The organism is Streptomyces sp. MK37H, assembly GCF_018035285.1.
In the GTDB taxonomy this organism is placed as follows: Bacteria; Actinomycetota; Actinomycetes; order Streptomycetales; family Streptomycetaceae; genus Streptomyces; species Streptomyces endocoffeicus.
Genome location: NZ_JAAAYH010000037.1, coordinates 1 through 21,474 on the forward strand (window position 1 = coordinate 1; position 21,474 = coordinate 21,474).

Annotated in this window: 20 protein-coding genes; 8 read left to right on the plus strand and 12 right to left on the minus strand. The window is 73.2% G+C overall.

The features are described 5' to 3' along the window. Positions 1-978, minus strand: a 978-nt coding sequence (locus GWI24_RS08515) for a hypothetical protein (protein ID WP_210945277.1), incomplete at its 3' end; no start/stop codon positions are given. A 249-nt stretch (positions 979-1,227) separates the two neighbouring features. Between GWI24_RS08515 and GWI24_RS08520 the strand changes: the two genes are divergently transcribed. Genes GWI24_RS08520 through GWI24_RS08530 form a run of 3 tightly spaced genes read left to right on the plus strand, consistent with a single transcriptional unit; the run spans position 1,228 to position 5,452 of the window. Further along, positions 1,228-2,724: an FGGY family carbohydrate kinase gene (locus GWI24_RS08520; RefSeq protein WP_210945278.1), complete on the plus strand. Its 1,497-nt coding sequence runs from the start codon at positions 1,228-1,230 to the stop codon at positions 2,722-2,724. Positions 2,725-2,774: 50 nt separating this feature from the next. Next, positions 2,775-4,202, plus strand: coding sequence for an NAD(P)/FAD-dependent oxidoreductase (locus tag GWI24_RS08525; protein ID WP_210945279.1), 1,428 nt, complete (start codon positions 2,775-2,777; stop codon positions 4,200-4,202). After that, complete coding sequence (locus GWI24_RS08530; RefSeq protein WP_210945280.1) at positions 4,199-5,452, plus strand: NAD(P)/FAD-dependent oxidoreductase; 1,254 nt, start codon at positions 4,199-4,201, stop codon at positions 5,450-5,452. The genes GWI24_RS08525 and GWI24_RS08530 overlap by 4 nt, the downstream gene beginning before the upstream one ends. Positions 5,453-5,459: 7 nt before the next feature. Here the strand turns inward: GWI24_RS08530 and GWI24_RS08535 are convergent, their stop codons facing one another. Further along, positions 5,460-5,849: an RNA-binding S4 domain-containing protein gene (locus GWI24_RS08535; RefSeq protein WP_210945281.1), complete on the minus strand. Its 390-nt coding sequence runs from the start codon at positions 5,847-5,849 to the stop codon at positions 5,460-5,462. A 30-nt stretch (positions 5,850-5,879) separates the two neighbouring features. Between GWI24_RS08535 and lpdA the strand changes: the two genes are divergently transcribed. After that, positions 5,880-7,280 carry a dihydrolipoyl dehydrogenase gene (gene lpdA, locus GWI24_RS08540; protein WP_210945282.1) on the plus strand — a complete coding sequence of 467 codons (1,401 nt, stop codon included), beginning with the start codon at positions 5,880-5,882 and terminating at the stop codon, positions 7,278-7,280. A 66-nt stretch (positions 7,281-7,346) separates the two neighbouring features. Next, a complete protein-coding gene (locus tag GWI24_RS08545) occupies positions 7,347-10,004 on the plus strand; it encodes a SpoIIE family protein phosphatase (protein ID WP_308343580.1) in 2,658 nt (885 codons plus the stop codon). 8 nt (positions 10,005-10,012) lie between these two features. On the opposite strand, the gene GWI24_RS08550 is transcribed toward GWI24_RS08545, so the two are convergent. The 6 genes from GWI24_RS08550 to GWI24_RS08575 form a co-directional block, all read right to left on the minus strand. After that, the gene (locus tag GWI24_RS08550) at positions 10,013-11,011 is read right to left on the minus strand and encodes an MBL fold metallo-hydrolase (RefSeq protein WP_210945283.1); all 999 of its coding nucleotides are present in this window, start codon (positions 11,009-11,011) and stop codon (positions 10,013-10,015) included. Positions 11,012-11,123: 112 nt separating this feature from the next. Further along, the gene (locus GWI24_RS08555; RefSeq protein WP_210945284.1) at positions 11,124-12,626 is read right to left on the minus strand and encodes a glutamate synthase subunit beta; all 1,503 of its coding nucleotides are present in this window, start codon (positions 12,624-12,626) and stop codon (positions 11,124-11,126) included. A gap of 38 nt (positions 12,627-12,664) precedes the next feature. Next, positions 12,665-13,723: a nitronate monooxygenase family protein gene (locus tag GWI24_RS08560; protein WP_210945285.1), complete on the minus strand. Its 1,059-nt coding sequence runs from the start codon at positions 13,721-13,723 to the stop codon at positions 12,665-12,667. After that, positions 13,723-14,463: a CoA-transferase subunit beta gene (locus GWI24_RS08565; RefSeq protein ID WP_210945286.1), complete on the minus strand. Its 741-nt coding sequence runs from the start codon at positions 14,461-14,463 to the stop codon at positions 13,723-13,725. Before GWI24_RS08565 ends, GWI24_RS08560 begins: the two co-directional genes overlap by 1 nt. Beyond that, the gene (locus tag GWI24_RS08570) at positions 14,460-15,323 is read right to left on the minus strand and encodes a CoA transferase subunit A (RefSeq protein WP_374103283.1); all 864 of its coding nucleotides are present in this window, start codon (positions 15,321-15,323) and stop codon (positions 14,460-14,462) included. Before GWI24_RS08570 ends, GWI24_RS08565 begins: the two co-directional genes overlap by 4 nt. 6 nt (positions 15,324-15,329) lie before the next feature. Continuing rightward, on the minus strand, positions 15,330-16,085 hold the full coding sequence (locus tag GWI24_RS08575; RefSeq protein ID WP_210945287.1) for an enoyl-CoA hydratase family protein: 756 nt from the start codon (positions 16,083-16,085) through the stop codon (positions 15,330-15,332). A gap of 79 nt (positions 16,086-16,164) precedes the next feature. Here GWI24_RS08575 and GWI24_RS08580 point away from each other — a divergent pair, with 79 nt between their 5' ends. The 3 genes from GWI24_RS08580 (at position 16,165) to GWI24_RS08590 (ending at position 19,206) form a co-directional block, all read left to right on the plus strand. Next, entirely contained in the window at positions 16,165-16,980 is an 816-nt protein-coding gene (locus GWI24_RS08580; RefSeq protein WP_210945288.1) for an SDR family oxidoreductase, read from the plus strand. Between the two features lies 1 nt (position 16,981). Next, the gene (locus tag GWI24_RS08585; RefSeq protein WP_210945289.1) at positions 16,982-17,896 is read left to right on the plus strand and encodes an SDR family oxidoreductase; all 915 of its coding nucleotides are present in this window, start codon (positions 16,982-16,984) and stop codon (positions 17,894-17,896) included. A gap of 131 nt (positions 17,897-18,027) precedes the next feature. Further along, entirely contained in the window at positions 18,028-19,206 is a 1,179-nt protein-coding gene (locus GWI24_RS08590; protein WP_308343581.1) for a serine hydrolase domain-containing protein, read from the plus strand. A 235-nt stretch (positions 19,207-19,441) separates the two neighbouring features. On the opposite strand, the gene GWI24_RS46090 is transcribed toward GWI24_RS08590, so the two are convergent. From GWI24_RS46090 to GWI24_RS08605, 4 genes are all read right to left on the minus strand, one after another. Further along, positions 19,442-19,576, minus strand: coding sequence for a hypothetical protein (locus GWI24_RS46090; protein WP_281789378.1), 135 nt, complete (start codon positions 19,574-19,576; stop codon positions 19,442-19,444). Between the two features lie 409 nt (positions 19,577-19,985). Next, entirely contained in the window at positions 19,986-20,660 is a 675-nt protein-coding gene (locus tag GWI24_RS08595) for an SDR family oxidoreductase (protein ID WP_210945290.1), read from the minus strand. Between the two features lie 41 nt (positions 20,661-20,701). Beyond that, a complete protein-coding gene (locus tag GWI24_RS08600; RefSeq protein WP_210945291.1) occupies positions 20,702-20,893 on the minus strand; it encodes a hypothetical protein in 192 nt (63 codons plus the stop codon). A gap of 77 nt (positions 20,894-20,970) precedes the next feature. After that, the gene (locus GWI24_RS08605) at positions 20,971-21,444 is read right to left on the minus strand and encodes a cupin domain-containing protein (RefSeq protein ID WP_210945292.1); all 474 of its coding nucleotides are present in this window, start codon (positions 21,442-21,444) and stop codon (positions 20,971-20,973) included. Between the last annotated feature and the right edge of the window lie 30 nt (positions 21,445-21,474).

The following is a 21,474-nucleotide window of genomic DNA, read 5'->3' on the forward strand; positions in this document are numbered from 1 at the left end:
GGCGCCGGCCAGCGAACGGACCCGGGCGCGAAGAAACATTTCTTCAGCCAGGGCGCGGTCGGCGGCGTCGCGGGTGCGGTAGGCCCAGGGGAGCGGGGTGAAGTACGGCCCCAGCGCCTCGAAGACGCGGGCCGCGTCGGAGAACAGCAGCGCGCCCCACAGGGCGTGTGCCAGATGGTTGAGATCGAGCAGGGAACTCGTTGTGACATCCGCGTGGTCGAACCAGCCGTGCAGCGCCTTCCTCGCGTCCCGGGTGGCGTCCTCGGTGGCCCAGTGAAGGTCGAGCGCCTTCTCGTAGCCCCGTTCCTCGCGGTACCGCTCGACATGCACGTACAGCGGCAGCACCTGCAGCGCGGAGCCCTCGGGCGCGCCCGGGACCACCCACTGCACGAAGTTGACCGCCTCGGCCAGCGAACCCCCGGCCCGCCGGGCGTACACGAACTGCAGCATCCGGTGGTACGCCTCGCGGTTGTACGGATCGCGCCGGTCGGCCTCCGCCAGCAGCCCCCAGGGTCCGGGGAACAGCAGCGGACCCGGCGGGGCCACCCGGTGTTCCTCCTGCCGCTGCTTCTTGTCCAGCTGGGCCAGGGCCAGCAGACACACCCAGGGCACCGGATCCGCCGGGGAGTGATGCGCGGCCAGCTGGCAGGACTGCCACGCCTCCCGCCACAGCTCCCGGGTGCGGGGGTGTCCCTCGCGGTGAGCGCGCACCGCGCGCTCCACCCCGACCCGGGTGTGCATCACCAGCGCCGCCACGCTCTGCGGCTCCTCGGTCCGCCACGCGTCCACCACATTGGATCCGGCGGCGGCCGTGGCCAGCACCTGGGTGCGCTGGGTCCACAGCGACCAAGTGGGAGTCTCCGCGAGCAGATTGCGCATCGATATCCAGCGTCCGGTGCGCAGATCCTGCAGCGCGACGCGCAGCCCGCCGTCATAGCCCGCGGGGTGGTACACGGGACGGAACTCTTCCTCGGGCATCGGATGACTTTCGTACGGAGCTGACGTACCGGACGCGGGAAACGAGGGGCCTGGGGGATGGTTGCAGGGATCTTATAGTCCCGGTGCAACGATTCGGGAACGGGGGACTCCGGTCCGTGCCCGAACGGGCCGTCTTGACGCCCGCCCCGCGCCTGCACCAGGCTTTCCGGCGAGATCCGCGCCCCGTCCCGCGAGCGCGCCGTCCCCCGAGCCCGAAGCGATCCGCCCGTCCCGAGCGAAGAACCGGACATGCTGCCTGCAGAGCGTCGCCACCGCACCCCGGCCGACCCCGCGACCGGCCCGGTCCTCGCCGTCGACCAAGGCACCTCGGGCACCAAGGCGCTGGTGCTCTGCCCCGAGCGCGGGGTGATCGGCTCCGCCGAGGTGCCCGTACGGCCCCGCCATCTGCCCGGTGGACTGGTCGAGGTCGATCCGGCCGCGCTGCTCACCTCGGTCATCGAGGCGGGGCGCCAGGCGCTCGCGGCCGCGGGGGAGCCGGTCGTGGCGGTGGGGCTGGCCAACCAGGGCGAGACCGTGCTGGCCTGGGACCCCGTCACGGGAGAGCCGCTGACGGACGCGCTGGTCTGGCAGGACCGACGGGCCCACACGGTGTGCGAGCAGCTCGCGCCGCACGCCGAGACGCTGCGCGAACTCACCGGCCTGCCCCTCGATCCGTACTTCGCGGCGCCCAAGATGGCGTGGATCCGGCGCCATCTGACCGACGAGGGCGTGGTCACCACCAGCGATGTCTGGCTTGTCCACCGGCTCACCGGCGCGTTCGTCACCGATGCCGCCACCGCCGGGCGCACCGGGCTGCTCGACCTCGACCGCGTCGCCTGGTCCCCGAAGGCGCTGGACCTCTACGGGCTGACCGCCGAACGGCTGCCGCGCGTCGTCGACGCCGCCGGGCCGGTCGGCACCACCACGGCCTTCGGCGGCGAGGTTCCGCTCACCGGACTCTTCGTCGACCAGCAGGCCGCCCTGCTGGCGCAGCGGGTGACCGAACCGTCCACCGCCAAGTGCACCTACGGCACCGGCGCCTTCCTCCTCGCCCAGACCGGCGACCGGCCCCTGCGCGGCCCCCACGGCCTGGTCTCCTGTGTGGCCTGGCGGTTCGGCGGGCGCACCAGCTACTGCCTGGACGGGCAGGTGTACACCGCCGCCTCCGCGGTGCGCTGGCTCAGCGACCTGGGGGTGATCCAAGGGCCCCAGGACCTCGACCCGGTCGGGGGGACCGTGCCCGACGCCGGGGGCGTCACCTTCGTACCGGCGCTCGCCGGACTCGCCGCGCCGTGGTGGCGCGGCGACCTCAAGGGCTCGCTGACCGGGCTCGGCCTCGACACCACCGCCGGACATCTGGTGCGCGCCCTGTGCGAGGGCATCGCCGCCCAGGTCGTGGAGATCGCCGAGGCGGCCGCCTCCGACCTGGGCGCGCCGCTGACCGTCCTGCGCGTCGACGGGGGACTGACCCGCTCGGCGCTGCTGATGCAGACCCAGGCCGATCTGCTGCAGCGGCCGGTGGAGGTGTCGGCGCTGCCGGACGCCACGGCGCTGGGCGTGGGCGCCGCCGCGCGGATGGGGCTCGACCCGGGCCTGACGGTCGAGGAGGCGGTCCCCGCGTGGGAGCCCGCCGCCGTCTACGAACCGCGGATCAGCGCGGAGCGGGCCGCCGAGCGGCTGGCCGCCTTCCGCTCGGCCGTGGCCGCGCTGCTGGACCACGCGCCGACGGCCGCCGCCCACGACTGAGGACCACCCGGGCACCAGCAGCCGTGTCCACCACCGAGCAAGGGACCAGCATGACCGTTACGACCACGGGTGACCTCCCCGACGAGGTCTACGACGTGGCCATCATCGGCGCCGGGGTGGTCGGCGCCGCCATCGCCCGCGAACTGGCCCGGTACCGCTTGCGGACCGCCCTGGTCGAGGCGTCGAACGACGTCGGCAACGGCACGTCCAAGGCCAACACCGCGATCCTGCACACCGGCTTCGACGCCACCCCGGGCACCCTGGAGGCCCGCCTGGTGCGCGAGGGCTACCAGCGGCTGACCGCCTACGCCGCCGAGACCGGCATCCCGCTCGAACCGCTCGGCGCGCTGCTCGTCGCCTGGGACGGGGAGCAGCTCGCCGCGCTGCCGTCACTCGCCGAGAAGGCCGCGCGCAACGGCTACGACGAGACGGCCATCCTCGACGCGGACGCCGTCTACGCCCGCGAGCCCCGTCTGGGACCGGGCGCCCTCGGCGCGCTCGAGGTCCCCGGCGAGAGCGTCATCTGCCCCTGGACGACGACGCTCGCCTACGCCACCCAGGCGGTCCGCGCGGGCGTCGACCTGCATCTGAACTGCCCGGCCGGGGCCATCGCCACCGGCGCGGACCACCACGAGATCGCCACTCCGCGCGGGGTGCTGCGCACCCGTCATCTGGTGAACGCCGCGGGGCTGTACTCGGACGAGATCAACCGGCGGCTCGGCCACCAGGAGTTCACCGTGACCCCGCGTCGCGGCGAGCTCATCGTCTTCGACAAGTTCGCCCGCGGCCTGGTCGACCACATCCTGCTGCCGGTGCCCACCGCGCTCGGCAAGGGCGTGCTGGTGTCGCCGACCGTGTACGGCAATGTGATGCTCGGCCCCACCGCCGAGGACCTCGACGACAAGACCGCCACCGGATCGTCGGCCGACGGACTGGCCTCGCTCCGCGAGAAGGGCGCGCGGATCCTGCCGGAGCTGCTGGAGGAGGAGGTCACCGCCGTCTACGCCGGACTGCGCGCCGCCACCGAGCACGGCGACTACCAGATCCACACCGACCCCGGACGGCGGTATGTCGCCGTGGGTGGCATCCGCTCCACCGGGCTCACCGCCTCCATGGCGATCGCCGCGCATGTGGCGGAACTCCTCGTCGACTGCGGGCTGGACCCCGGGGCCGAGCGGGAGATCGAGCCCGTGCGGATGCCCACCATCGGCGAGGCGTTCCCGCGCCCCTACCAGCGCGCCGACCTCATCGCCGCCGACCCCGCGTACGGCACCGTGGTCTGTCACTGCGAACGCGTCACCCGGGGCGAGATCCGCGACGCGCTGACCGCCACCGTGCCACCGGCCTCGCTGGACGGCCTCCGGCGCCGCACCCGGGCCCTGGCCGGGCGCTGCCAGGGATTCTTCTGCGGCGCCGCGGTGCGCGCCCAGTTCGAGGCGGCCACCGCGGCCCAGGACCGGACGGAGGCCCGGCGATGACCCCCACCGACCGTACCCACCGCACCGTCGACGTCCTGGTCATCGGGGCCGGACCGGCCGGACTCGCGGTCGCCGCGCGGCTGGCCGCCGCCGGGGTGAACCGGGTCGAGGTCCTCGACCGCGAACAGCGCGCGGGCGGCATCCCCCGCCACTGCGGCCACACCGGATTCGGACTGCGCGATCTGCGCCGGGTGATGACCGGACCGGACTACGCCCGCCACCACATCGACGCCGCCATCCGCGCCGGGGCCGTGCTGCGCACCGGTGTCACGGCCACCGGCTGGGCGGCGCCGCGGACCGTGGACATCACCGGCCCGACCGGCCTGGAGCGGATCACCGCCACGGCCGTCGTCCTGGCCACCGGAGCCCGGGAACGCCCGCGCAGCGCCCGCCTGGTGCCCGGCACCCGGCCGGCGGGCGTCTTCACCACCGGGCAGTTGCAGCAGGCCGTCCATGTGCACCACCAGAGCGTCGGCCGCCGCGCCGTCATCGTCGGCGCGGAACGGGTCAGCTACTCCGCGGTGGCCACCCTGCGCCGGGCCGGGGCCGAGGTCGCCGCCATGGTCACCGACCAGCCCCGCCACCAGACCCACCCGGCGCGCCACCTCGGCACCCGGCTGCGCCACGGCGTATCCCTGGTCACCGACGCCACCGTGGCCGAACTGACCGGCCGGGGGCGGCTGGAGAGCGTACGGCTGCGGCACCGGGACGGCAGGACCGCGGCCATCGGCTGCGACACCGTGGTGTTCACCGGCGACTGGATCCCCGACCACGAACTGGCCAGAAGCGCCGGGATCGCGCTCGACCCCGGCACCCGGGGCCCGGCCACCGACGCCGAGTTCCGCACCGGCGAGCCCGGGGTCTTCGCCGTGGGCAATCTGCTGCACCCGGTCGAGACCGCCGATATCGCCGCCCTCGACGGCCGGTTCGCCGCCGAGCCCGTACTGCGCCATCTCGCGGGTGTGCCATGGACCCCGGGACCGCTGCCGGTGCGGGTCGAGGCGCCGCTGCTGTGGATCTCACCCAACCGGCTCACCCCGGACGGGCCCCGACCGCCGCGCGGCCGGTTCACCCTGCGCACCACGCGGTTCCTGACCCGGCCGGTGCTCACCGTCAGCCAGGACGGCCGGACGCTGCACCGCGGGCGCCTTCCTCACACGGCGGCGCCCAACCGGCCGTTCCACCTGCCCGCCGACTGGATCGCCGGAGCCGACGCACACGGCGGCCCCGTGCGTATCACCGCGGACTGACCGGGCCTCAGCCGAGGCCCCCGGGCATACCGCGCAGCCGCTCCATATCGCGCCGGTCGCGCTTGGTGGGGCGGCCCGTCCCGCGGTCGCGCAGCCCGATCGGCACGGTGTGCTCGCGCGGAGGGGGAGGCGGGCTGTTGTCGACGTAGCACTCCACCGCCACCGGCGCCCCGACCCGCTTGCGCACGATGCGCGAGACGACCACGATCCGGTCGCGCCCCGCATGGCGCAGCCGCACCTCGTCCCCGGGCCGCACCGTGTGCGCGGGCTTGACGCGCTCGCCGTTGACCCGGACGTGCCCCGCGCGGCAGGCCGAGGACGCCATGGAGCGCGTCTTCGTCAGCCGCACGGACCAGATCCAGCTGTCCACCCGTACGGACCCCTCGTCTGAAGCCATACCCCGACTCTAATGTCTAAGGTGCGACGCATGAGCGCACATTTCGACGTGGTGGTCCTGGGAGCCGGGCCGGGCGGCTATGTCGCCGCGATCCGCGCCGCCCAGCTGGGCCTGACCACGGCCGTGGTCGAGGAACGCTACTGGGGCGGCGTCTGCCTGAACGTGGGCTGCATCCCGTCCAAGGCCCTGCTGCGCAACGCCGAACTGGCCCATCTGTTCATCCACGAGGCCAAGGACTTCGGCATCCGGGTGAACGGCGATGTCACCGTGGACTACCGGGACGCGTTCGAGCGCAGCCGCAAGGTGGCCGACGGACGGGTCAAGGGCGTCCACTATCTGATGAAGAAGAACAAGATCACCCAGTTCGAGGGGCGGGGCAGCTTCACCGGACCCCACGACATGCTGGTCACCCGCTCCGGCGGCGGCACGGAGACGCTCACCTTCGACCACTGCGTCATCGCCGCGGGCTCGATCACCAATCTGCTGCCCGGCACCTCCCTCAGCGAGCGGGTGGTGACCTATGAGGAGCAGATCCTCTCGCCCACCCTGCCCGGCAGCGTCCTGATCGCGGGCGCGGGCGCCATCGGCGTGGAGTTCGCGTACATCATGCACAGCTACGGGGTGCAGGTGACGCTGGTGGAGTTCATGGACCGGATCGTGCCCCTGGAGGACGAGGAGGTCTCCGCCGAGCTCACCCGGCGCTTCCGCAGGCTCGGCATGAACATCCTGACCTCCACCCGGGTGGAGGCGATCAACGACGCGGGCCCCGCGGTCAAGGTCATGGTGACCACCGGCGGCCAGCGGCAGACCCTCCAGGCCGCCCGGGTGCTCCAGGCCATCGGGTTCCGGCCGCGGGTGGACGGATACGGGCTGGAGCGCACCGGCGTCCGGCTGACCGAACGGGGCGCCATCGGCATCGACGGCCGGTGCCGCACCAATGTGCCGCACATCTTCGCCATCGGTGACGTCACCGCCAAGCTGATGCTGGCCCACGCCGCCGAGGCCATGGGCATCGTCGCGGCGGAGACCATCGCCGGGGCGGAGTCCATGGAGCTCGACTATGTGATGATCCCGCGCGCCACCTTCTGCCAGCCGCAGATCGCCAGCTTCGGCTGGGCCGAGGCCCAGGCGCGCGAGCGCGGCTTCGACGTCCGGGTGGCGAAGTTCCCGTTCACCGCCAACGGGAAGGCCCAGGGGCTCGGCGACCCCGTCGGCTTCGTGAAGCTCATCGGCGACGGCCGCCACGGTGAACTGCTGGGCGGCCATCTCATCGGCCCCGAGGTCACCGAGCTGCTGCCCGAGCTCACCCTCGCCCAGCAGTGGGATCTCACCGTGCACGAGGTGGCCCGCAACGTCCACGCCCATCCGACCCTCAGCGAGGCGGTGAAGGAGGCCGTCCACGGGCTCGCCGGACACATGATCAATTTCTGACCGCGGATGCTCCCACCCCGGCCGCCACCAGGTGTGCGACCCGCGGATGTGCGTTAGACAGAGCATGTGAGAGTGCGCTCGGCGCTGGGCTCGCGCAGTGTCGGCGGGCAGGTGTTCGCCCTGATGCTGATCATCGTGACGCTCCTGGTGCTCGCCGCGGGTGCCACGCTGTCCCTCCAGGCGCGCGGCAGCCGGGACAACCAGGCCCGGGGCCGTGCCCTGACCGTCGCACGGACCGTCGCCGCCGCCCCCGGCGTCCAGCAGGCGCTGGAGTCCCGCGACCCCTCCAGGACCCTCCAGCCCTACGCCGAGAAGGTCCGGCGGCGGACCGGTGTCGACTACATCGTGGTGACCACCCCCCGGGGCATCCGGTGCAGCCATCCGAACCCCAAGCTGATCGGCAAGCGCGTCGACCGCGGCATCTACCCGGCCACAGTGGGCCGGGCCTTCACCGACAAGACCCCGGGCGTCACCCGCCCGGCCCCCTCGATCCGGGCCGCCGTGCCGGTCACCAACGCCCGGGGCCGGGTGATCGGCGTCGTCAACGCCGGGGTCTCCCTCCCCTCCGTGGCCCGCACGGTCAGCCGTCAACTGCCGATGATCTACGGCTCCACGGCCTTCGCCCTCCTCCTGGGCGGGGGCGGTGCGGCGCTCGTGGCCCGGCGGCTGCGGCGGCAGACCCACCGGCTCGGCCCCGCCGAGATCACCAGGATGTACGAACACCACGACGCCGTGCTGCGCTCGGTCCGGGAGGGGGTGCTGATCCTCGGCGACGAGGGACGGCTGCTGCTCGCCAACGACGAGGCGCTGCTCCTGCTGGGCCTCGCGCGCGACGCACACGGACGGCAGATCACCGACGTCGGCCTGCCCCCGGAGATCGCCGGGCTGCTCACCTCGGGGCGCGAGGCCACCGACGAGGTGTACGAGGTCGGGAACCGGCTGCTGGCGGTCAACCAGCGCCCGGCGGAGCGGGGCGGACAGCCCTGGGGCAGCGTCGCCACCCTGCGGGACACCACCGAGCTGCGCGCCCTGACGGACAAGGCCGACCGGGCCTACGCACGCCTCCAGCTGCTGTACGAGGCGGGTGTCCGCGTGGGCAGCAGCCTCGACATGGAAGGCACCGCCGAGGAACTCACCCGGGTCGCCGTGCCGCGTTTCGCCGACTACGCCACCGTCGATCTGCACGAGGCCGTGCTGGGCGGCGAGGAGCCGGGCGACCGGGACTCGCCGCTGCGCCGGGCCGCCTTCAGCGGCATCCGGCAGGACCCTCCGCTGCGCCGGGTCGGTGAGCGCGTCTCGTCCTTCCCCGTCACCCAGCGGGCCGGTGGCACCGGCCAGGCGCGCGTGTTCGCCGTAGGCGAGCTGCCGTCCTGCCCCGACTGGACGCCCCAGGACCCGGAGCGGCTGGGGCGGGTGAGTGAGCACGGCATCCACTCGCTGCTGACCGTGCCGCTCAGTGGGCGCGGCGTCCGGCTGGGCCAAGCGGCGTTCTGGCGCTCGGGGGACACCCCGCCGTTCGACGAGGAGGACCGGACCTTCGCCGAGGAGCTGGCCGGTCAGGCGGCCGTCGCCATCGACAACGCCCGCCGCTACGCGCGCGAGCACGCCACCACCCTGGCCCTGCAGGAGAGCCTGCTGCCGCGCGGCCGCCCCGAGCAGCAGGCCGTCGTCGCCGCCCAGCGCTATCTGCCCGCCCCCGGCGGGGTGCGGGGCGACTGGTTCGACGTCATCCCGCTGTCCGGGGCCCGGGTCGCCCTCGTCGTCGGCGATGTCGTCGGCCATGGACTGCACGCCGCCGCGACCATGGGCCGGCTGCGCACCGCCGTGCGCAACTTCTCCGTCGTGGACCTTCCCCCCGATGAGCTGCTCGCCCGGCTCGACGACGTGGTCGACCAGGTCGACCGGGAGGAGACCGCCACGGGCGGCGGCGCCGGGGCCGCCGGGGCCACCTGTCTGTACGCGGTCTACGACCCGGTCTCCCGGCACTGCACCCTGGCGCGGGCCGGCCATCCACCTCCGGCCCTGGTCCATCCCGGCGGCTCGGTGACCTTCCTCGACCTGCCCGCGGGCCCGCCGCTGGGACTCGGCAGCCGGCTGTACGAGGCGGCCGAGACGGAGCTGCCCGAGGGCAGCCGCCTCGTCCTCTACACCGATGGGCTGGTCCAGGACCGCGAACGGGACTTCGAGGCCGGGCTCGACCAGCTGCGGGACGCCCTCACCGATGCCGACCCCGACCCGGAGCGGGCCTGCGACACCGTGATGGCCGCCCTGCTCTCACCGCGCCGCACCGACGACGTCTGCCTGCTCATCGCCCGTACCACCGCGCTGGACGCGCGCCGGGTGGCCTCGTGGGACCTCCCGGCGGACCCCGAGGTGGTGGCCCGGATGCGGGCGGCCGTCGCCCGCACCCTGGCCGAATGGCACCTGGATGAGGCCGCCTTCGCCACCGAGCTGGTGGTCAGCGAGCTGCTCGGCAACGCCATCCGGCACGCCGTGGGCCCCGTGCGGCTGCGGCTGCTGCGCAACCGCGCGCTGATCTGCGAGGTCGCCGACGGCAGCACCACCGCGCCCCATCTGCGCCGGGCGGCCACCACCGACGAGGGGGGACGCGGGCTGTTCCTCGTCGCCCAGATGGTCCAGCGCTGGGGCACCCGCTACACCAGCCAGGGCAAGATCATCTGGACCGAGCAGGACCTCCCGGCCGCGGCGCGCGCCCTGCGGTGACCAGGTGGTCAGGACGAGGCCGCCTGCGCGCCCTCGCGCCGCTCCCATGCCACCTGGGCCAGATCGGCCATGGTGGCCACGAGGTCCGCCGCCTCCTCCGTACCGTTCAGATGCCGGTACTCCGAGCCCACCGTGATCACCAGCCGCTCGGGCAGGCCCAGCGACGGATAGGCGTTCTCGGCGATCAGGGTGCGGGCGGCCTCCAGGGCCGGTACCCCGGCCGTGTGCAGCTGCCGGGTGCGGTCCCGCAGATGCTCCAGATAGCCGATGTGGCCGCGCACCCCCTCCCGGTCGAGGACCGGGCCATGGCCGGGGACGATCACCTCGGCCCCGGTCGCGAGCACCCGCTCGCACGCGGAGATCACATTGTCCAGCGGGCCCGCCCAGTGCACCGCGTGGTCGCCGGGGTCCTGCGGACCGGAGGCGAAGATGACATCGCCGGTGAACGCCACCTTCTGCCGCGGCAGATACGCCACCAGATCGCCCGCGGTGTGCGCGGACTCCAGGCTGAACAGCCGCACCGGCACCTGGCCCACGCGCAGGTCGAGTTCGCCCACGAAGGTGAGCGTCGGCTCGACCACCTCGGTGGCGGACCAGTCGAACCGCCCGAAGTGCCGATTGAGGTACCAGCCGAGCGGAGTCGCCGGATCGCTGCCGTGCACCAGGCCGTGCAACTGCTGCGGCGAGGGCTCGTACTCGATGTGGCCGAGCGCCTCGCGGGTGGCGACGATCTCCGCGTCCGGTACGACCTCCGCGCCCCACAGGTGGTCGCCGTTGGCGTGGGTGACGATCACCCGCTCGATCCGGCCCCCGTCGGGCAGCAGGGCACGGCTGTGTTCCAGGAACTCACCGGCCATCCGACGGTCGTAGGGGCTGTCGACCCAGGCGGCGTGGCCGTCGGGCGAGACGATCAGACCGCAGTTGGCCAGACCCCAGCCGGCGCTCGGGGTCGGGGACCAGATGTGCACACCGTCGGCCACGGTGAGGAGGGGGGATTGCGAGATCATGGACGCACACTATGCCCGCGCCGCACGACCGCGGCAGGCGGCCCGCCCTGCCCGCGCGGGTTCCCGGCCACCCGGCCACCGCGGCGTCAGGCCGTCACCGGCAGGCCGGTCGTCAGGCCGTCATCGGCAGGTCGGTCGGCCCGACCGGCGCCGGGAGCGTCGTGGAGCCCGCGAGATAGCGGTCCACGGCGGCCGCGGCCGAGCGGCCCTCGGCGATCGCCCAGACGATCAGCGACTGGCCACGGCCCGCGTCGCCCGCCACGAACACCCCGTCCGCGCCGGTGGCGAAGGACGCGTCGCGGGCGACGGTGCCGCGCTCGTCGAGCTCAAGACCGAGCTGGTCCAGCAGCCCGCCGTCCCGCTCCGGGCCGCGGAAGCCGAGGGCCAGCAGCACCAGATCCGCCCGCAGCACCCGCTCCGTGCCCGGCCCGGGCTCTCCATCGGCACGGGCCCCGACCAGACGCAGCGCCCGGACGCCGCCGTGCGGCCGCTCCGCGTCCGGTGCGGTCCCCTCGAAGCGGACGGTGGTCGCGGAGAAGACCCGCGCGTCCACGTCCGCCTCCGGCGAGGCCGCCAGCTCCCGCGCCTCCTCATGGGCGGCGGACATCCGGTAGATCTTGGGGTAGGTGGGCCAGGGCTCGCCCTCCGCCCGCTCGTCGCCGGGCCGGGGGTGGATGTCCAACTGGGTCACGGAGGCGGCGCCCTGCCGCAGTACGGTGCCCAGACAGTCCGCGCCGGTGTCCCCGCCGCCGACGATGACCACATGCTTGCCCTCGGCGGTGATCGGCGGCCGGGCGTAGTCGCCCTCCAGCACCCGGTTGGCCATCGGCAGATACTCCATCGCCTGATGGATTCCGGCCAACTCCCTTCCCGGGACGGGGAGTTCGCGCCAGGCCCGGGCGCCCACGGCTATCACGACCGCGTCGTAGCGCGCCCGGAGCTCGGCGGCGTCCATATCGGTGCCGACGTCCACGCCGGTACGGAACTTGGTGCCCTCCGCGCGCATCTGCTCCAGCCGCCGGTCCAGGTGGCGCTTCTCCATCTTGAACCCGGGGATGCCGTAGCGGAGCAGTCCGCCCGCCCGGTCGTCGCGCTCGTACACCGCCACGGTGTGCCCCGCACGGGTGAGCTGCTGGGCCGCGGCCAGGCCCGCGGGCCCCGAGCCGATGACGGCGACCGTATGCCCGCTCAGCCGGTCCGGTGGCTTGGGGGTCACATGGCCGCTCTCCCAGGCCCGGTCGGCGATGGCCACCTCGACGTTCTTGATGGTGACCGCCGGCTGGTTGATGGCCAGCACACAGGCGCTCTCGCAGGGGGCCGGGCAGAGCCGGCCGGTGAACTCGGGAAAATTGTTGGTGGCGTGCAGCCGCTCGCTCGCGCGCAGCCAGTCGTCACGTGAGACCAGGTCGTTCCACTCCGGGATGAGGTTCCCCAGCGGGCAGCCCTCGTGGCAGAACGGGATGCCGCAGTCCATGCAGCGGCCCGCCTGCGCGTTGATGATCGGCAGCAGTCCGCCGGGCGCGGGAACCTCGTCCCAGTCCCGCACCCGCTCGTCCACCGGACGCCGGGGCGCAAGACGGCGGGGTGTGGTGAGGAAACCCTTGGGGTCGGCCATGACGACCTCCCATTCCCCGTGTCATGGTCTGGCCGCTTTCACCCCACTGTACGACCGCTGGTCAGCCCGTCCAGGGTCGCCGCGGCCCCGGCCATGATCCGGTCCACCAGCTCCGCGCAGGAGGGCAGATCCTCGATCACCCCGGCCACCTGACCGGAGGCCATCACCCCCGTGTCGGTGCGGCCGTCCACCATCGACGCCTTCAGCAGCATCGGGGTGGTGGCGGCCAGCAGGACCTGGCTCCAGGTGAGGTCCTTGCCATGCCGCATCGCCAGCCCGTCGCGCACCATCCGCGGCCAGGTCAGCCCGGCCAGCCGCCGGAACGCGGCGGCGTGGCGGACGGCGCGCAGGAGCGCGGCGGTGCGGCCGGAGCGCTCGAGGGAGTCGACCAGCTCGCTGCGGAGCATCCGGTGGGGGAGTCCGTCGACCGCCGTGGTGACGGTGACATCGGTGACCGCCGCCGCCAGATAGCGCGCCTTCACCGCGTCCGGGACCGTGCTGTCCGAGGTGAGCAGGAAGCGGGTGCCCATGGCGATCCCCGCCGCCCCGTAGGCGAGCGCGGCCGCCAGCCCCCGTCCGTCGTGGAAGCCGCCCGCGGCCACGACCGGGATGTCCACCGCGTCCACGACCTGGGGGAGCAGCACGGTGGTGGCCACCTGCCCGGTGTGGCCACCGCCCTCGGCGCCCTGCACCACCACCGCGTCCGCGCCCCAGCCCGCCACCTTCTCCGCGTGGCGCCGGGCGCCCACGGACGGGATGACCACCACGCCCGCGTCCTTCAGCCGGTCGATCAGCTCACGCCTGGGGGCCAGCGCGAACGAGGCGACCCGCACCCCCTCCTCGACGATGATCCGCACCCGCTCCCCGGCGTCCCCGGCGTCGGCGCGCAGATTGACGCCGAAGGGCGCGTCGGTGCGGGCCGCGACCTCGCGCACGGCCGAGCGCAGCCGCTCGGGCGACATGGTCGCGGAGGCCAGGATGCCCAGCGCCCCGGCGTTCGCCACGGCGGACACCAGCCGGGGCCCGGCCACCCACCCCATGCCCGTCTGGACGATCGGATGGCGCACCCCGACGAGCCGGGTCAGCGGAGTGTCCATCAGGACGGCACCTCTCGCTCGCGGGCCCCCTCCGGGTCGATGACCTCCCGGATCAGCCGCAGCTCGGCGGGGGTCGGCTCCCGGGTGGACGGGACGTCGTCGGCGATGTCGAGGGGGAAGCCGGTGGCCTCGCGCACCGCCTCGGCGGTCACCCCGGGATGCAGGGAGCGCACCCGCAGGGTGCGGTCGGGCGTGGCGAAGTCGAGGACCGCCAGATCGGTCACCACACACCGGAGGTCATGGAAGCGGGCCGCGCCCGGCCCCGCGGCCGCCGCCCGGTCGTAACCCACCCCGCACACCACGTCGACGCGTTCGACGAAGACCCGCCGCGAGTGCCGGGGCACCCAGTAACTCGTGGGGTTGTTCAGGGTGTTGACCGGCGCTCCCCGCACCCCCAGGAGCTGCCGTTTGGGCCGCTTCCAGTCGCCGATACAGCTGATGTTCTGGTTGCCATGGCGGTCGAGCTGGCTCGCGCCCATCATCACATGGCGCCGGCCGCCGGTGACCAGCGCCAGATGCGCCCGGTACGGCAGCCACCCCTCCACCACCTCCGGATCGCCGCCCACGATCATCGCCTCGCCGTCCGTCAGCATCAGCTCGGGCGCGAAGGTTCGCTTGGCCAGCCGGGCGCCGATCCTGGGCACCGCGCCCATCGGGGCGGCCAGGATCTCCCCGTCGCCCCGCCATGCCTCGGCACAGGCCACCACGCAGTACTCGGCCCGGGTCACCCCTCCGGTCATGCGTCCTCCCTTCCGAACGCCGCCACCGCGGCCCGGTACCGCTCTTCGTCCCCGGACAGAAACCGTTTCGTGAACTCCCGCCACGCCTCCGGGTCGGCGGCGGCCTTGGCGTACGCGCTCTGGAACGCCTCGTCCCGTCCGTAGTCGGGGACGCAGGAGGTGAAGTGCGCGCCTCCCGGGGTCTCGACCACGCCGGTCACCGCATGCCGCTTGACCAGCAGCCTCTGCGGGCCGCCCGCGTCCGCGAACTCGGCGGTGGCGACGACGCGTTCACAGGAGAGATACGCCTCGGCGGCCGCCTCGCAGAACAGGTCGTCGAAGTACGGATCGGGCCCGAGGTACTGCCCATTGCCCTGCGCGTCCGCCCGGTTGAGGTGCACCAGCGCCACGTCCAGCCGCAGCGCGGGCACCGCCACCAGCTCCTCACCGTCCTCGTACGGCGATGTGACCGTCCGCAGCCCGGGGTTGACCGTCATGACGTCCGAGCCGAGGCCCGCGCGGACGGGCAGGAACGGCAGCCGGTGCACGGCGGCGGTCAGCCCCCACATCATCATCGACTCGTCCAGCTCGGTCAGTTCGATGTCCCCCCGCTCGCGCGCCGCCCGGAAGTGCGGCTCCAGGGGGATCGAGTCGAGCGTCGCGAACGCCGTCACCAGCTTGCGGACCTTCCCGGCGGCGACCAGCAGCCCGACGTCGGGGCCGCCGAAGGAGACCACGGTCAGATCGCCGACCTCCGACCGCAGCAGGGCGCGGACCAGCGCCATGGGCTTGCGCCGCGACCCCCAGCCGCCGATACCGACCGTCATACCGCTGCGGATCCGGCCGACGGCCTCCTCGGCCGTCATCGTCTTGTCGGCCAACGCCGCTCACCCCTTCCCAGTGCTCCTGGCGACGAACGCGTCGCGGTGCCCGTCGGACAGGCCCGCCAGATTGGCCTCGAAGGTGAAGCCCTGCTCGAAGCGGTAGCTCCGGCGCACATCGACCGGATCGATGCCGTTGATGGCCGCCTTCGCCAGCCGCAGCAGCGCACCGTCCTTGGCGGCGATCTCACCGGCCAGCTCCAGTGCCGCCTCCCGCAGCCCGGCGCGCGGCACGACCCGCCACACCGAGCCATGGCGGTGCAGCTCCTCGGCGGTCGCGGTGCGCGCGGTGTAGTACAGCGCGCGCATCAGATGCCGCGGCACCAGCCGCGCCAGATGGGTGGCCGCGCCCAGCGCGCCCCGGTCCAGTTCGGGCAGGCCGAACGTGGCGTCCTCGCTGGCCACGATCGCGTCGGCGTTCCCGACCAGCCCGATGCCACCGCCCAGGCAGAAGCCGTGGACGGCGGCGACGACCGGGACCGGGCAGTCGTAGACGGCGGCGAACGCCTCGGCACATCCGTGGTTGGCGCCGATGAGCGCCGTATGGCCCTCGGCCGCCTGGATCTCCTTGATGTCCACGCCCGCGTTGAAGCCCCGGCCCTCGGCGGCCAGCACCACACAGCGCACCGACGGGTCGGCGCCCGCGGTGCGCAGTGCGTCGGCCAGCTCGTACCAGCCCCGCACGGGAAGGGCGTTGACGGGTGGGAAGTCCATGGCGACCAGACGGACGCCTGTCGCTGGGGCGGAGGTGGAGACACCCATGAGCAGATCCGCTACCTTTCCACCAAACATTTGTTAGGTGGAAAGGTAGCAGCGCTCATCGCGCAGCGGGAGGTGTCTCGTGGCCGTCACCATCGATCTCGCCGGGCGCGTCGCCGTCGTCACCGGCGGCACGCGCGGCGTCGGAGCGGGGATCACTCGGGCCCTGCTCACCGCCGGAGCCGAGGTGGTGATCTGTGCGCGCCGCGCGCCCGACAAACCCATCGAGGTGGACGGGCGTACGGCGCACTTCGAATCGCTCGACATCCGGGACGCGGACGCGGTCGCCGCGTTCTTCGCCCGGCTGCGCCGCTCCCACGGGCGGCTCGACCTGCTGGTCAACAACGCCGGAGGAAGCCCCTACGGACTGATCGCCGAGGCCGGGCAGCGCCGCGCCGCCCGCGTCGTGGAACTCAATCTGATCGCTCCCATGACCGTCTCCCTGAGCGCCTACGAGCTGATGTGCCATCAGGAGTGCGGCGGCTCGATCGTGATGATCGGGAGCGTCAGCGGCACCCGGCCGTCCCCCGGCACCGGCCCCTACGGCGCCGCCAAGGCGGGGCTGGAGAACCTCGCCCGCACCCTGGCCGTGGAGTGGGCCCCCGCGATCCGGGTCAACACACTCGTGCTCGGCATGGTCCGCACCGAACTGTCGCATCTGCACTACGGGGACGAGGAGGGCATCGCCGCCGTCGGCCGGACCGTGCCGCTCGGGCGGATGGCCGAGCCCGTCGAGGCCGGAGACGCCTGTGTGTTCCTCGCCTCCGGGCTGGCCGACTACATCAGCGGCGCCAGCATCGCCATCCACGGAGGCGGGGAGCGCCCCGCGTTCCTCGAGGCCGCCAACGTCAACCAGCCGGCCCCCGGCACCGGCCGGGCAGAACCACGGGAGGACTGAGATGAGCGGACTGTGCGACGGGCGGGTCACCGTCGTCACCGGAGCGGGCCGCGGCCTCGGGCGGGCGCACGCGCTCGCCTTCGCCGCCGAGGGCGCGAAGGTCGTCGTCAACGACCTCGGCGTGGCCCCGGACGGCGCCGGGGCGTCGGCGGGCCCCGCCCAGCAGGTCGTCGAGGAGATCCGGGCCGCGGGCGGGGAGGCGGTGGCGCACGGCGGCGACATCGCCACCACCGACGGCGCCGCCTCCCTCGTGGCCACCGCCCTCGACACCTACGGCCGGTTCGACACCCTCGTCAACAACGCCGGATTCCTGCGTGACCGCATGCTCGTCAACCTCGGCGAGGACGAGTGGGACGCGGTGATCCGCGTCCACCTCAAGGGCCACTTCCTGCCGCTGCGGCACGCCGCCGCCCACTGGCGCGCCGAAGCCAAGGCGGGCCGTACGCCGGTCGCCCGGGTGGTCAACACCAGCTCGGGGGCCGGGCTGCTGGGCAGCGTCGGACAGGGCAACTACTCCGCGGCCAAGGCCGGGATCCTCGGCCTGACCTCGGTGGCCGCCGCCGAACTCGGCCGCTACGGCGTCCAGGTCAACGCCATCGCCCCGGCGGCCCGCACCCGGATGACGGAGACGACGTTCGCCGGTGACATGGCCGCGCCGGACGACCCCGCCGCCTTCGACGCGATGGCCCCCGCCAATGTCTCACCGCTCGTCGTCTGGCTCGGCTCGGCCGCCTGCGCCGGGGTCACGGGCCGGGTCTTCGAGGCGGAGGCCGGGCGGATCACCGTCATGGAGGGCTGGCGGCCGGGCCCCACCGCCGACAAGGGCGCCCGCTGGACCCCCGCGGAGGCGGGCGAGGCCGCGCGGAAGCTCCTCGCCGGGGCCGAACCGCCCCAACCGGTGTACGGGGCACCCTGACGGGCCTTCCGGCCCCTATGGGGTGGGGAAGACCCCCGTACGGAAAGGGCGCCAGCGGGATGGGACCCCGGTACGCCGCGACGGCACGATGATCCGCGAACGGCACATGGGAACAAGGCAAGGAGCGGTTCGTGGGAGTTCGGGCAAGGGGCGTGGCGCTGTGGACGGGGATCGGCGCGCTGGCGGTGACGGCGACCGTCACCATCGCCACGGCCCAGGGGGAGTCGGCCGGGCCGTCGGCGCCGTCCGGTTTCGAGGAGGCCGTCGGCCAGACGGTGAAGGACGGATTCCCGGGCGCGGTGGCCTACGCACGGCGCGGTGACGACGAGTGGCGGACGGCGGCCGGGGTCGCGGACAAGGCCACCGGCGAAAAGGCCCGGCCGGAGCAGCGGTTCCGGATCGCCAGCAACACCAAGGCGTTCGTCTCCACGGTCCTGCTGCAACTGGAGGGCGAGGGACGGCTCTCACTCGACGACAGCGTGGAGAAGTGGCTGCCCGGCGTCGTCCAGGGGAACGGTAACGACGGTAAGGCCATCACCATCCGTCAGCTGCTCAACCACACCTCGGGGATCTACGACCCCACCACCGAAGCCTCGTTCTTCGCCCCCTATCTGGAGGACGGCGACCGGGATCACGTCATCACCCCGCGCGAGGTGATCGCCCGCTCGGTCCGGCACGAGCCGGAGTTCGCTCCCGGCAAGGGCTGGTCGTACTCCAACACCAACTATCTGCTCGCCGGGCTGGTGATCGAGGCGGTGACCCACCGCTCCGCGCCCGCCGAGATCGACCGCAGGATCCTCGCCCCGCTGGGGCTGAAGGACACCTCCTTCCCGGTGACCGACCCCGAGGTGCACGGCTCCCATCTGCACGGCTACGACCTCAAGGGCCGCGATATGACGCGGTTCAGCCCCTCCTACGACTGGACCGCCGGAGCCATGATCTCGACCGTGGACGATCTGGCCCGGTTCGAGCGCGCCCTCTTCGGCGGCAAGCTGCTCCGCCCCGACCAGCAGCGCGAGCTCAAGACCCCGGTGGAGTTCCCCGACGCGCCCGCGTACGGACTCGGGGTGCAACGCATGGAGGTGCCGTGCGGCACCGGCGAGGGGAAGAAGGCCGATCCGCTCACCGCCTGGGAGACCGACGGCGCGGGCCCCGGCTACACCAGCGTCTCCCTCACCACCGCCGATGGTCAGCGCCAACTGGTCCTGGCCGCCACCGTCTACGACCTCGCCGCGGAGCTCAAGGGCGAGGCGCCCGTACCGCGGAGCAAGGGGCTGCTGAAGGCGCAGACGGCGGCTCTTTGCGACTGAGTCTCGTCCTCCCCCAGGGGTCCGGCCGGTCTTGACGCCTGCGGCGGGCCGCTTTCCTCCTCGCCCCCTCCCGCGGCATCGATATGCGGCTCAGCCGCGTGGCGGGGCTCCGCCCCTTAACCCCGGGGCCCAGGGGCGGACCCCCTGGTAACGGGAAGGGGCGGGGAGGGGAAAGCGTCGATACGCGGCTCCGCCGCGTGGTCCGCCGGACACCCCGTAGCCCCGGTCGCCCTTCTCAGGAACGGGCCGCCGGGGCGAGCTTGGCCGTGATGGCCCGGCGCCCCGCCTCGAGAGCCTCCTCGAGCAGAGCGCTGTCCGTTTCCAGACGGCTGATGGACGGCGCCGTGGCATCGGGGCGGACCGACAGCACCGCGGGGTCCGTGGGCGATTCCGCGGTGTCGGTGTCGTAGACCGCCAGCAGCCGGTCGTCGTATGCGAGCCGGGCGGGCGGTTCAGGAAGACGGCGCGGAACTGGGGGCCAGGCCCGCGTCGTAGAAGCGGCGCCCGCCTATGGTGACGGGGCCGCCCGCCGGCATCGGCAGCGCGGCGCTCGCCCGCAGCGCCAGACGGAGGGTGGCCTCGTCCGTCAACTCCCCGCGCGAGTGGGGAACTCGGCAGCCATGCGCTGGAACTCCGGGCTGCCGAACGCCGTGGCGAGAGCCTCGGTCGACTCCCAGACCGCGACTCGCAATCGGTTGTCCCAAGGCACCGAGGCCGGCCACCGCCGTACTGGCGGATCAGGGATCAACGATGATGGGACGGGGAGGGCCGGGGCGGCGTCACACGGTGAAGACGCGCTCGACTTCGTCGCGCTGCGTGTGCAGGTCCCAGTAGAGGGGGGCGACCTCCTCGGCCGAGGCCGCCGGTACTCCGGGCGGGCCGCTTGTGCCGATCCACACGCCGATGGCGACGTGCGCGGCCTGGACGCCGGTGTCGGCCAGTTCCTTGTGCAGGCTGAGTACCCAGTTGCGCAGCGCGGCCTGGGCGGCGTTGAGGTTGCCGAGCATCGGAGTGGGGTCGACCGAGCCGGCGCCGTCGGTGTAGAGCAGGGTGCCCGCGCCGACCTCGCGCATTGCGGGCAGCACGGCCCGTGTGGCGGCAATGGCCCCGTAGAGCAGGAAGTCCATCGCCCACCGCACATCGGATGGGTTGGTCCCGGACGGAGCGGTGAGCGTCGTGGATTCGAGGCTCGCGGCGGGGGAGTACTCCAGGACGTCGATTCCGCCGAAGCGGGTGGCGGCGTCCTTGAGCGCCTGGGTGAGTGCGTCATGGTCGAGTACGTCCGCGGGGAACGCGGCGGCGGTGATGCCTTCGGCGTCGAGCCGGCCGGCCAGGTCGTTGAGCTTGTCGCGGTTGCGGGCGATGAGAGCGACGTCGAAGCCGTGGGAGCCGAAGGTACGAGCGATGGCCAGGCCCATACCGGGGCCGGCTCCGACGATGGCGATGCTGGGCACAGTGAATCCTTTGCTGGGAAACCCGTTGGGAAAGGGGTGGATCAGGCGACGGTGAGCGCGATCTCGCCGAGCGTGCCGGCGCCGAACGCGCCGAACGCGCCGAACGCGCCGAACGCGCCGAACGCGGCAGACGCCTCGCCAGCCTGCTCAAGGTGCAGGCAGAGATCACAAACACCTTGAGGGCCACTGCGGACGAAGTCGGCCTCCGGACCCGGCTCGGCAGTGGCGATCACGCGCGGGAGCAGTTCTACGAGCGCATTCCAGGTCGTTGGGTGGGCCGAGGGCGGGGCACATGCCGTTGCCGGTGCCGTCACCGCTCGTGGTCGTCGACGAAGTGATTGTCGTGGGCTGCGTGAAGCCGGCTCAGGTCCCACTCGTTCACGGTGGCGAGCTGTGCGAAGTATTCCTCCCGCGGTACGCCTGGCGAGAGTGCCATCAGGAGGGTGGCAGGTTCGGCGCGCTCCTTGCGGAGGGCGTGGACGTCACCCACCGCGGCATGCGTGGTGTCGCCGGGCAGCAGTGTTCGCCAGGCCTGCCCATCGAAGTAGTCGACTTCACCTTCTTCAACGATGAAGGTCTCGCTGAAGGTCGTGTGAAAGTGCGGGGCAGGTCCCCGGCTGGACGGCGACATGCGCCACCGGTAGATGCTCACGATCCCGCTGGTCTCCGCCGGACCCGCGAGGACTTCGATGGTCGATCCGCTGGCGCCCAGCCGGATCGTTCGCGTCTGTGGGGCTTGCTCGGGTTCCTTGGAACACCGGGCAATCGACTCCGTGTCGGTCATGACCCGAGTCTCGATGCTTCGCCGCTTTGC